The sequence below is a fragment of the Pseudomonas sp. NFR02 genome (assembly GCF_900119375.1).
Classification (GTDB): Bacteria; Pseudomonadota; Gammaproteobacteria; order Pseudomonadales; family Pseudomonadaceae; genus Aquipseudomonas; species Aquipseudomonas paracarnis.
This window is the reverse complement of record NZ_FPJJ01000002.1, coordinates 679883-691519: the sequence shown is the minus strand read 5'-3', so window position 1 is coordinate 691519 and position 11637 is coordinate 679883. Positions and strand designations below refer to the sequence as shown.

Genomic DNA, 11637 nt, shown 5'->3' with positions numbered 1-11637 from the left:
ACGGAGTACCACAATGACCGCGTTTAGCCTTGCTTATACCCTGCATGTACTGGCCGCCTTGATCTGGGTCGGCGGCATGTTTTTCGCCTGGATGATCCTGCGCCCCGCCGCCATGGCGGCGCTTGAGGGCCCTGCCCGGCTCAAGCTATGGGCAAATGTGTTTCAACGTTTTTTTGTATGGGTATGGGTGGCGGTGGTGCTTTTGCCGATCAGCGGCATTGGTTTGCTGCAACTGCGTTTCAGTGGTTTTGAGACCGCGCCGCGTTATGTGCAGGTAATGATGGGGTTGTATCTGGTGATGACGGCGTTGTTTATCCGCATCCAGGCGTTGAAGTTCCCGGAGCTGAAGGCCGCGGTGGCGGCTGAAAATTGGCCGGCGGGCGCGGCTGCGCTGGGGCAGATTCGCAGGTTGGTGGGGATTAATTTGATCGTGGGGTTGGTGGTGGTGGCGGTGGCTTCGGCTCGGCCGATGTTCTGAGGCGAGCCTTACACCGCTATCGCGGGCAAGCCCGGCTCCCACACTGGAATGCATTCCAAATGTGGGAGCCGGGCTTGCCCGCAATAGCGTCAGGCCAGGCGACTCAGAGCCGCTGGATAGTCACAGACCCCGCAGGCCCAGCCGGCCCCGGTTGCCCTTCCAACCCTGGCCGGCCCTTTTCGCCGCCGTCCGCGCGGTACACCAGGCAACCCTTGGACTGCCCGCCCTTGCCGGGTTTACCCGCCACCCCAGCCAGGCCGCCCGGCCCGCCATCGACCCAGACCTTGATCTGTTCAGCCGGGAACGCCTGCGGCAACTCCAGGCGTACCTGGGCGCCCGCCGCCCCTGGCCGGCCATCGCCGCCGTTATCGCCATTAAAGCCGCGCCCGGCTGAGCCCCAGGTGCAACCCGGGTCCACGCCGTTGGCACCGTCCAGGCCCGCATATCCTTGGGCGCCAGCGCCGCCACGGGCATCCACCGACAGCGCTTGGGCAGTCAGCGAGTTAATGCGCAAGGTCAGGTCACGCCCAGCTTTGGCGGGTTTTTCGTGGGTGCCGGGGGCGCCCCGTGAGGTGATCTGGCTACCGTGCTCCAACTGCGCCTCGCGCACTTGCATTTGCAAGGCGGTATTGCCGGGCACAATGGTGATGCGTGCGTCGCGCCCCAAGTGCAGCTCATCCACCGTGACCTGGCTGATAGTGGCCGGAATCAGCAAGGTGCCGTAGTCCGCTACGTCCAGGCGTTCAAGCTGCAACACGCTGGTGCTGCTGGGCAGGCGCATCAAGGAATTGGTTTCGACACTGACGCTCTGGGCCAGGGCAACGGGGCTGACCAACAGGGCCAGCAGAAAAACCTTACGCATCATGGGGCTCCTGAGTGTTTTCAAATTTTTCTTTGAGCGCACAGTAACGACTTCTACCGGCGATTTGCCAGTGAAGGATCAAAAAACTTCAGTTCTGCCTCGGTGGGTATCGACCGTCGCGCTCTAGGCCCACGCGCCTAGCCGCGCTAGTCTCTACGGTCTTGATGCGAGGATCTGCAATGACCGCTGGAATTTCTGCCCGTACGCCCCAACACGCCTTGGCGGCCCTGCTGGACCTTCACAGGCCAAAACGCCTGTTGTTAGTGGGCGCCAGCCAATTTCCGGCGCTGGATGCCTTCAAAGCTGCGCACCCGGACACCGAGGTGTTCTATGCCGCGCCAGGGCCGTTGTCGGAAGACCTCGCGGTGCAGCGTTTTGACCTCGCGCTGGTGGTCGACTGCCTGGAGCACCTGCCCAAACCCCAAGGCCTGACCTTGCTCGGTGGCATTCGTAACCTCAACGCCAGCCGCATTGCGGTGCTGGTCGACCTGAGTGCCTGCGACTGGAAGGACACCGACTTTTTCTCCCTGGCCCTGCAAGCCGGTGAACGCTTCCAACGCGATGATCAGGTACTCACGCTGTTTACCTATGATCTGCTTGACTATAAACAGGTGCCGGACTGGCTCAACGCCCGCTTCTGGGCCAACCCGGAAAACTTCGGAAAGTATTGGTGGTAACCCGATGAGTACATCCATTTGCCCGTGTGGCAGCGGCAATCTGCTGGATGCCTGCTGCGGCCATTATCACGCCGGTCACCCGGCCCCCTGTGCCAGCGCGTTGATGCGCTCGCGCTACAGCGCCTATGTGCTGGGCCTGGTCGATTACCTGGTCGCCACTACGCTGCCTGCGCAACAGGCCGGCCTGGACCGCGACGCCATTGCCGCCTGGAGTGCCCAGAGCACCTGGCTGGGGCTGGAGGTTGAAAGCTCCGAGGTGTTCGGCGGCCAGCCGGAACACGCCTTCGTCACCTTTACCGCGCGCTGGCATGACGCTACCGGTGAACATAGTCACCGCGAGCAGTCTTCTTTCGTACAGAATGAAGGGCGCTGGTACTTCATCGACCCTACGGTAGAAGTGAAGGCCGGACGTAACGATGCCTGTTTGTGTGGCAGTGGGCAGAAATTCAAGAAGTGCTGTTCCAGCTACTTCTAATGACTCGACGGGGATAACGCCATGCTTCGGATGTATAGCTTGATACTGGCGTTGACCCTGGGCCTGACCGGCTGCGCGTCCTGGTTCGAAGACGACGCGCCGCCACCCCACGTTTCCCTGGTCAAGGTCGAAGTGGTACGGGCCAAGCTGCTGGAACAGAAATTCAAGCTGTACTTTCGCGTGGACAACCGCGACGACGCCGACCTGACCGTGCGCGGCCTGGTCTACAAGGTCAGCCTGGGCAACCTGGTGTTGACCGAAGGCGAGTCCAACGAGTGGCTGACCGTACCGCCACGCGGTCATAAATTCTTCAAGGTCTCGGTGCGCACCAACCTCTGGCCGCAGGTGCGCGAGGTGGTGCAGATGTTGAAAAATCCCGACGAGCCCGTGCCTTATCGCCTGGAAGGCGAACTGAAAACCGGATTATTCATCGGTAATGACGTGCAGGTGGCACACAATGGCGAGATAATCCCCGGCGATTTTATTCCGGAGCAACATCGATGACACAGCAACCTCATGTCCATGGTCCTGACTGCAACCACGATCATGATCACCATGATCACGACCACGGCCATGTCCACGGCCCGAACTGCGGCCACGCTCATCAAGAGCCGGTGCGCAATGCGTTGAAGGACGTCGGTCGCAACGATCCTTGCCCGTGCGGCAGCGAGAAGAAATTCAAGAAGTGCCACGGCGCTTAAACCGTACTGAAGATCAAAATGCCGGCGGCCCCCGCCCCAGCCTTGATCCAAGGTTGCAGGCGATCAAATGTGGCAGCGGGCTTGCTCGCGAATGCGTTCCGTCAGTTGATACAGACACTGACTGATACACTGCTTTCACGAGCAAGCCCGCTCCCACACAGGTCTGCGCCTGACTCAAGTTCTAATGCTTAACCCAAAACTCCCGCTTGCGTCGTTTCGCCGCGCTCACTAACGTAGCGCCTTTACTGACGCTACCCCCCGCAGGAGCTTTGCCATGGCCTCGCCAGCCCTCTTACATTTTCTTCCCCGGTTCGGCGTTGCCGCGGCAGTGGTCAGTGCCTTGGGCCTGGCCGGTTGCCAGCTCCAGAACACCCAGGACACCCTGCCGCCCGTTGCTGGCGTGCAGCCAATCAAGGGCCTGGCACAGAATGTGTCGGTGCGCCGCAATGCCCAAGGCATGCCGCTGATCGAAAGCAACACCTTCCACGACGCACTGTTCAGCCTCGGTTACGTGCACGCCAGCGACCGCATCACCCAGATGGTCACCCTGCGCCTGCTGGCCCAGGGCCGTCTGGCGGAAATGTCGGGGCCGCAAGTGCTGGACGTCGACCGTTTCATGCGGGCGGTCAACCTCAAGAAAAACGCTGGCGAGTTGTACAACGCCTCGTCGCCGCGCCTCAAACGCTTCTTTGAAGTGTATGCCCGAGGCGTCAACGCCTACCTGTTCCGTTATCGCGACAAGTTGCCGACGGACCTGGCCCAGAGCGGCTACAAGCCCGAGTACTGGAAGCCGGAAGATTCGGCGCTGCTGTTCTGCCTGCTCAATTTCAGCCAGTCGAGCAACTTGCAGGAGGAGCTTTCGGCCCTGGTGCTGGCGCAAAAGGTCGGCGTCGACAAACTCGCCTGGCTCACCCCAAGCGCACCGGACGAACCCGTCCCGCTGGCCGAAGCCGACAAGCTCAAAGGCGTCAACCTGAGCCAGATCACCGGCCTCGCCGGGCTAGAGACGGTGGGCCAGCAATTGCGCAGCCTTAATGCCCTGGGCGTCACCACCTCAAGCAACTGGGCCATTGGCCCGCAACGCAGCCGCAGCGGCAGGAGCCTGTTGGCCAACGACATCGCCGCGCAGCCACAAGCACCGTCGCCGTGGAACTACGTGCAGATTCGTGCGCCCAAATACCAGGCTGTCGGTGCTTCGATTGCCGGCCTGCCGACCCTGCTGTCGGGTTTCAACGGCAAGGTCGCGTGGAGCATGAGCGCGGTCAAGGGCGACACCCAGGACCTGTTCCTCGAGAAGGTCAAACGCCAGGGCAACGCGCTTTACTACGAGAACAACGGCAAATGGCTGCCGGCCGGCGTGCGCAACGAAACCTTCTTCATCAAGGGCCAGCGCTCGATTCGCGAAGTGGTGTACGAAACCCGCCACGGCGCCCTGCTCAACAGCAGCCAGGCGCTCACCAGCGGTCTAGGCCTGGCTTTGCAAACCGCCGACTTCAAGGACGACAAGAGCCTGGATGCGTTCTTCGACCTGTCCCGCGCACAAAACGCCGGCAAGGCCTCGGATGCTACCCGCGAGATTCGCGCCATCGCCCTGAACATGATCTTCGCCGACGCCAGCAACATCGGCTGGCAGGTTACCGGCCGCTTCCCCAACCGCCGCGAAGGCGAAGGCCTGCTGCCATCGCCGGGCTGGGACACGCGCTTTGACTGGGACGGCTACGCCGACGCGATGCTGCACCCGTACGACCAGGACCCGGCCCAAGGCTGGATCGGCACCGCCAACCAGCGCACCGCGCCGCGTGGCTACGGTATGCAACTGTCCAACGCCTGGGATGCACCGGAGCGCAACGAGCGCCTGGCGCAACTGGCCAACGCCGGCAAGCATGACAGCCGCAGCCTGATTGCCATGCAATACGACCAGACCACCCTCTTCGCCGCCAAGCTCAAGGGCATGTTCCAGGCACCCGGCATGGCCCAGCCCCTCAAGCAGGCCATCGAGGCCCTGCCGGCAGCGGAGCGTGCCAAGGCCCGCGAAGCACTGGAGCGCCTGATGGCCTTCGATGGGCGGCTGGCGACCACCTCGGCTGACGCGGCGATCTATGAATTGTTCCTGCAGGAAAGCGCCCGGCAGATCTTCCTCGACAAACTCGGCCCGGAAAACAGCGCCAGTTGGAAAGCCTTCGTCAGCAACGCCAGCCTGTCCTACTCGGCCATCGCCGACCATCTGCTGGGCCGTGAAGACAGCCCGTTCTGGGATGACACGCGTACACCGCAAAAAGAAGACAAACCCGCGATCCTGGCCCGCACCCTGGCCGCCGCCATCACTACTGGCGACAGCCAACTGGGCGCCGATCACAAGGCCTGGCAGTGGGGCAAGCTGCACAGCACCACATGGAAAAACACCAGCGGCCAGGTCCTCCGCGGCCCCTTTGCCAGCGGTGGCGACCACAACACCTTGAACCCGGCGCCCTATAGCTGGGGCCAGGACTTCAACGCGACCCAGGTGTCGGCGCTGCGCATGATCATCGACTTCGGCCAGGCGGAACCAATGATGGGCCAGGGCGGCATCGGCCAATCCGGCAACCCGGCCAGCCCGAACTATGTCAGCGGCATCGACCCGTCGTTGAAGGCGCAATACCTGAGCTTTCCGATGCAGCCGCAGAACTTTGAAAAGGTGTATGGCAAGACAAGGTTGACCCTGACGCCCGGTAAGTAACCGGGCTTCCTTGACGAAACCGGATAACGCTGTGTGGCTTGCTGCGATAGCAGCCGACGGTAACCACGATGCGAAGCGAGTCGCTCTTGATCTGCTTTTGATCTTAAGCGCCCCGTCAAACCACGCTGGCCGGAATTCGACAGGGATTTTGGGGGTAAACCGGCAGGGATGCCGGTTTAGCCGCCCCGCGCCATGGATGGCGCGTGGCGGCGGCCCCCCAAATCACTGGCGGATTACGGGCACACCGAGCCCAAGCGAGGTGCCGAGTGGTGGGGCAAGAGCCTTTTTGGTTACTTTTGGCTGGGCCGGCATTCCGGGCTCTTTTCCAAAAGTGACCCGCTGTAAAAGCGGAACCCTAAGTGGCCGTTACCGCAGAAATGGATATGTACACGGATAACAGCTTCGGCTGTCAGGCCGTCATCGCAGGCAAGCCAGCTCCCACAGTTGGATCGTCAGGTGTCAGGTAGATAGGTGTCGGCTTCTAGGCCAACATCGAAGGCAAGCCCACCTTTGCAACCTGCATTCAGATAGAACTTCTGCACCCAGCCCCGCCTCATAACTAACAAGCCCACCGCCCCGGCACCCCCATGGACCTTGTCATCGCCCGCCCCGAAGGCCTCTACTGCCCTGCCGGTGATTTTTACATCGACCCCTGGCGCCCAGTAGAACGTGCAGTCATCACCCACGCCCACGGCGACCACGCCCGCACCGGCAATCAACACTACCTGGCCGCCGCCCCCGGCGAAGGTATCCTGCGCTGGCGCCTGGGCCAGGACATCAACCTGCAAACCCTGGCCTACGGCGAACGGTTGGTGCATCACGGCGTGACCTTGAGTTTTCATCCAGCCGGGCATGTTCTGGGCTCGGCCCAGGTGCGCCTGGAATACCAGGGCGAGGTCTGGGTGGCGTCCGGCGACTATAAGGTCGAGCCCGATGGCACCTGCGCACCCTTCGAACCGGTGCGTTGCCACACCTTTATCACCGAATCCACATTCGGGCTGCCGATTTACCGCTGGCAGCCTCAGGCGCAGATTTTTGCCGGGATCAATGACTGGTGGAAGGCCAATATCGCCAGCGGCAAAGCCAGCGTGTTGTTCTGTTATTCCTTCGGCAAGGCCCAACGCATTCTCCATGGGCTGGACGCCAGCATCGGCCCGATCCTCAGCCACGGCGCGGTCGAGCCGTTGAACCGGGTGTACCGCGAAGCGGGCATCTACATCCCCGAGACCCTGTATGCCGGCGACTTCAAAAAGACCGACCCACTGCTGCGCCAAGCCCTGATCATCGCCCCGCCCTCCGCCGGAGGCAGTACCTGGATGCGCCGCTTTGGCGACTACAGCGACGCCTTCGCCAGCGGCTGGATGCGCTTGCGTGGTACCAGACGGCGACGCGGTGTGGACCGTGGCTTCGTGCTCTCGGACCACGCCGATTGGCCCGGCTTGTTGTGGGCCATCGAACAAACCGGCGCACAACGGGTAATGGTCACCCATGGTTCGGTCGGTGTGTTGGTGCGTCACCTGCGGGAAAAGGGCTTGGATGCCCAAGGCTTCAGCACCGAATACGGCAATGACGAAGAAGAGGCTACTGCATGAAAGCCTTCGCCGAGCTGTACGCCAACCTCGACGCCACCACTTCCAGCAATGCCAAGCTTGCGGCTCTGCAAGCCTACTTCCTGCAGGCGCCGCCAGCCGATGCGGCCTGGGCGGTGTACTTTCTCAGCGGCGGGAGGCCACGGCAACTGGTGCCGACGCGCCTGCTACGGGACATGGCCACCGAAGCGGCCGGCATCGAACCCTGGCTGTTCGAAGAGAGCTACCAGTCCGTAGGTGACCTGGCCGAGACGATCTCACTGCTCCTGCCAGAATCCACCTACACATCCGAAGACGGCCTGGCCGTGTGGCTGGAAGAAAAACTGCTGCCCCTGCGCGGTCTGCCACCCTTGGACCTTGCAGACCGGCTGCCGGCGCTGTGGGCGCAACTGGACCAACCGAGCCTGATGGTGTGCATCAAGTTGATCACCGGCAGCTTTCGGGTGGGCGTATCCAAACTGCTGGTGACCCGCGCCCTCGCTGCCATGGCCGACCTCGACAGCAAGCGCGTGGCGCAGCGGTTGGTGGGCTACACCGATTTGTCGAACCGTCCCACAGCCGAAGGCTACCTCAAGCTGATTGCCGCCGAATCATCCGACGAGCACGCGCAACGTGGCGGGCAACCCTATCCGTTTTTTCTGGCTCACGGGCTGGCGCAACCGGTGGAGCAATTCGACACCCTGCTCGGTTCACCCGCCGATTGGCAGGTGGAATGGAAGTTTGATGGCATTCGCGCACAACTGGTCAAGCGCGAGGGCCGCCTGTGGGTCTGGTCTCGCGGGGAAGAGTTGCTGACTGAACGTTTCCCTGAACTCCACAGCCTGGTCAGTGGCGTGCCCGATGGTACGGTGATTGATGGCGAAATCGTGGTGTGGAAAGACTCGGTGCAACCCTTCGCGCTGCTGCAACAGCGCATTGGCCGTAAAACCTTGAGTAAAAAAGTTCTTGAGGATGCGCCAGTGGCGGTGCTCGCGTACGACCTGCTGGAGTATCAGGGCGACGACTGGCGCAACCACACCCAAGCCGAACGCCGTACCCAATTGGAACAGGTCATCGCTGCGTGCAACCAACCGGTGTTATTGCCCTCGCCCTTGCTGGAAGGCAAGACCTGGGCAGCCTTGGCCGAGCAGCGCGACGCCTCTCGCAGCCTGGGCGTGGAAGGCATGATGCTCAAGGATCGCAACGGCCTCTACGGCGTGGGCCGCACCAAGGACATGGGCCTGTGGTGGAAGTGGAAGGTCGACCCCTTCAGCGTCGACGCCGTGTTGATCTACGCCCAGCGCGGCCATGGCCGGCGCGCCAGCCTCTACAGCGACTACACCTTCGCGGTATGGGACGGCCCGCCAGGCAGCGAGCGCACTCTGGTGCCGTTCGCCAAGGCGTATTCCGGGCTGACCGACGAGGAAATGCGCAAGGTCGACGCCATTGTGCGCAAAACCACAGTGGAGAAGTTCGGCCCGGTCAGCAGCGTGACGCCGAGCATGGTGTTTGAGCTGGGTTTTGAAGGGATTGCTCTGTCCAAGCGGCACAAGAGCGGAATTGCGGTGCGGTTTCCGCGGATGCTGCGCTGGCGCCAGGACAAGGCGGTGGAGGAAGCGGACAACCTGGCCACGCTACAAGACCTGTTGGCCTGATCCACCTCCCACCTTCTTGATAAATGAAAGATCCAGAATGGTGCACTGGAAATTCCATGCCCATTTTTGGGCACCGCCTACACTTGGAACTGCCTTACCCCACCGTTTAAAAAGCCCATCCGGAACTATGGTGCAGAAATTGCTACTTGTGGTGGGTCTGACACCGTTCAGTAACAGTCCTAATCGCGCCACAAGCGCTTATCTTGGTTTCCAGGGATTACCTAATGAAAAAAGCATTGCTGACCCTTTCTGCACTGGCTCTGTGCATGGCTGCTGGTGTTGCTACAGCCAAGGAATACAAGGAATTGCGTTTTGGTGTCGACCCTTCCTACGCACCGTTCGAATCCAAGGCCGCCGACGGCAGCCTGGTGGGCTTCGATATCGACCTGGGCAATGCGATCTGCGCAGAGCTGAAGGTCAAGTGCAAGTGGGTCGAAAGTGACTTCGACGGCATGATCCCGGGCCTGAAAGCCAATAAATTCGATGGCGTGATTTCGTCGATGACCGTGACTCCAGTGCGCGAGAAGGCCATCGACTTCTCCTCCGAGCTGTTCTCCGGCCCGACTTCGCTGGTGTTCAAGAAAGGCGCTGGCTATTCGACGCCAGAATCTCTCAAGGGCAAATCCGTGGGTTATGAGCAAGGCACCATCCAGGAAGCCTACGCCAAGGCCGTACTGGATAAAGCCGGGGTGACCACCAAGGCTTACGCCAACCAGGACCAGGTGTACGCCGACCTGACCTCCGGGCGCCTCGACGCTTCCGTGCAGGACATGCTGCAAGCCGAACTGGGCTTTCTCAAGTCGCCCGCCGGTGCTGGCTATGAAGTGAGCGCCGCTATCGACGACCCGCTGCTGCCGTCGAAAACCGCCATCGGTATCAAAAAAGGTAACACTGAACTCAAGGCGCTTTTGGATAAAGGTATCAAAGCGTTACACGATGATGGCACCTACGCCACTATCCAGAAGAAACACTTTGGCGATCTGAACCTGTACAGCGGCAAATAATGCCTGGGGCGCCCTGCTTCGGGTGGGGCGCTTTTTAATCGCCATAGGTCCTGATTTATGTTCGAAGATCTGTTGCAAACCCTCGGGCTGAGCGCATTCAGCCTGAAGGGTTTCGGCCCGCTGTTGCTGCAAGGCACCTGGATGACCATCAAGTTGTCGGTGCTGTCCCTGGCCGTCAGCGTAGTGCTGGGCCTGCTCGGCGCCAGCGCCAAACTGTCCAGCCTGGCCATTGTGCGTATCCCCGCCCAGCTCTATACCACTCTGATTCGCGGTGTGCCGGACCTGGTGCTGATGCTGTTGATTTTCTACAGCCTGCAAACCTGGCTCAGTGGCTTTACCGACTTTATGGAATGGGAATACATCGAGATCGACCCGTTCAGCGCCGGGGTGATCACCCTGGGCTTTATCTACGGTGCGTATTTCACCGAAACCTTTCGCGGTGCGATCCTCGCCGTGCCCCGCGGCCAACTCGAAGCCGCCACCGCTTACGGGCTCAAGCGCGGGCAGCGGTTTCGCTACGTGACCTTCCCGCAGATGATGCGCTTTGCGCTGCCGGGCATCGGCAATAACTGGATGGTGATGCTCAAGGCCACCGCACTGGTGTCGATCATCGGCCTGGCAGACTTGGTAAAAGCCGCCCAGGACGCTGGCAAGAGCACCTATCAATTGTTTTATTTCCTGGTGCTGGCGGCGCTGATCTACCTGTTGATCACCAGCGCGTCCAACTTTGTCTTGCGCCGACTTGAACGTCGCTACTCCGCAGGCGCCCGGGAGGCCGTGCGATGATCGAGCTATTGCAGGAATACTGGCGCCCCTTTCTTTATAGCGACGGCCAGCACATCACCGGTCTGGCCATGACCTTGTGGCTGCTCAGCGCCTCACTGGTCATTGGTTTTCTGGTATCGATTCCACTGTCTATCGCCCGCGTTTCGCGCAAGCGCCTGGTGCGTTGGCCCGTGCAGTTCTACACCTACCTGTTTCGTGGTACGCCGCTCTATATCCAATTGCTGATCTGCTACACCGGCATCTACAGCCTTGCCGCCGTACGAGCACAACCGGTGCTGGATGCGTTCTTTCGCGATGCGATGAACTGCACCCTCCTCGCGTTCGCCCTCAACACCTGCGCCTACACCACCGAGATTTTCGCCGGGGCGATCCGCAGCATGGCCCACGGCGAAGTCGAGGCGGCCAAGGCTTATGGCCTAAGCGGCTGGAAGCTGTACGCCTACGTGATCATGCCTTCCGCGTTGCGACGCTCGTTGCCCTACTACAGCAACGAAGTGATCCTGATGCTGCACTCGACCACCGTGGCCTTTACCGCGACGATCCCGGATATCCTCAAAGTGGCGCGGGATGCCAACTCCGCCACCTTCATGACCTTCCAGTCATTCGGCATTGCCGCACTGATCTATCTGACGGTGACCTTTGCCCTGGTCGGCCTGTTTCGCCTGGCGGAACGCCGTTGGCTGGCCTTTCTCGGGCCGAGCCACTAAGGAGTTTG

12 protein-coding genes are annotated in these 11637 nt (G+C 61.2%); 11 read left to right on the top strand and 1 reads right to left on the bottom strand.

Annotation, left to right across the window (positions count from 1 at the left end; translation table 11 throughout):
• The first annotated feature begins 13 nt into the window (after positions 1–13).
• Positions 14–478 (top strand): CopD family protein, encoded by a 465-nt coding sequence (locus tag BT199_RS08875; protein WP_014717262.1) that lies wholly within the window; start codon positions 14–16, stop codon positions 476–478.
• Positions 479–581: 103 nt separating this feature from the next.
• On the opposite strand, the gene BT199_RS08870 is transcribed toward BT199_RS08875, so the two are convergent.
• Positions 582–1340, bottom strand: coding sequence for a collagen-like protein (locus tag BT199_RS08870; protein WP_019817848.1), 759 nt, complete (start codon positions 1338–1340; stop codon positions 582–584).
• 179 nt (positions 1341–1519) lie between these two features.
• Between BT199_RS08870 and BT199_RS08865 the strand changes: the two genes are divergently transcribed.
• The 10 genes from BT199_RS08865 to BT199_RS08820 all read left to right on the top strand — a co-directional run bounded on the left by BT199_RS08865 (position 1520) and on the right by BT199_RS08820 (position 11629).
• On the top strand, positions 1520–2017 hold the full coding sequence (locus BT199_RS08865; protein ID WP_014717260.1) for a DUF6231 family protein: 498 nt from the start codon (positions 1520–1522) through the stop codon (positions 2015–2017).
• A 4-nt stretch (positions 2018–2021) separates the two neighbouring features.
• On the top strand, positions 2022–2492 hold the full coding sequence (locus tag BT199_RS08860) for a YchJ family protein (RefSeq protein ID WP_003189238.1): 471 nt from the start codon (positions 2022–2024) through the stop codon (positions 2490–2492).
• Between the two features lie 21 nt (positions 2493–2513).
• A complete protein-coding gene (locus tag BT199_RS08855) occupies positions 2514–2996 on the top strand; it encodes an LEA/WHy family protein (protein ID WP_014717259.1) in 483 nt (160 codons plus the stop codon).
• Positions 2993–3193 carry an SEC-C metal-binding domain-containing protein gene (locus BT199_RS08850; RefSeq protein ID WP_003189235.1) on the top strand — a complete coding sequence of 67 codons (201 nt, stop codon included), beginning with the start codon at positions 2993–2995 and terminating at the stop codon, positions 3191–3193. Before BT199_RS08855 ends, BT199_RS08850 begins: the two co-directional genes overlap by 4 nt.
• A gap of 274 nt (positions 3194–3467) precedes the next feature.
• The gene (locus tag BT199_RS08845) at positions 3468–5909 is read left to right on the top strand and encodes a penicillin acylase family protein (protein WP_072434314.1); all 2442 of its coding nucleotides are present in this window, start codon (positions 3468–3470) and stop codon (positions 5907–5909) included.
• A 587-nt stretch (positions 5910–6496) separates the two neighbouring features.
• A complete protein-coding gene (locus BT199_RS08840; protein WP_072434313.1) occupies positions 6497–7501 on the top strand; it encodes a ligase-associated DNA damage response exonuclease in 1005 nt (334 codons plus the stop codon).
• Entirely contained in the window at positions 7498–9132 is a 1635-nt protein-coding gene (locus BT199_RS08835) for an ATP-dependent DNA ligase (protein ID WP_072434312.1), read from the top strand. The genes BT199_RS08840 and BT199_RS08835 overlap by 4 nt, the downstream gene beginning before the upstream one ends.
• 224 nt (positions 9133–9356) lie before the next feature.
• Positions 9357–10136 carry a transporter substrate-binding domain-containing protein gene (locus tag BT199_RS08830; protein WP_014717255.1) on the top strand — a complete coding sequence of 260 codons (780 nt, stop codon included), beginning with the start codon at positions 9357–9359 and terminating at the stop codon, positions 10134–10136.
• Between the two features lie 57 nt (positions 10137–10193).
• Positions 10194–10922: an ABC transporter permease gene (locus tag BT199_RS08825; RefSeq protein ID WP_014717254.1), complete on the top strand. Its 729-nt coding sequence runs from the start codon at positions 10194–10196 to the stop codon at positions 10920–10922.
• Positions 10919–11629, top strand: coding sequence for an ABC transporter permease (locus tag BT199_RS08820; RefSeq protein ID WP_003189226.1), 711 nt, complete (start codon positions 10919–10921; stop codon positions 11627–11629). The genes BT199_RS08825 and BT199_RS08820 overlap by 4 nt, the downstream gene beginning before the upstream one ends.
• Positions 11630–11637: the final 8 nt, after the last annotated feature.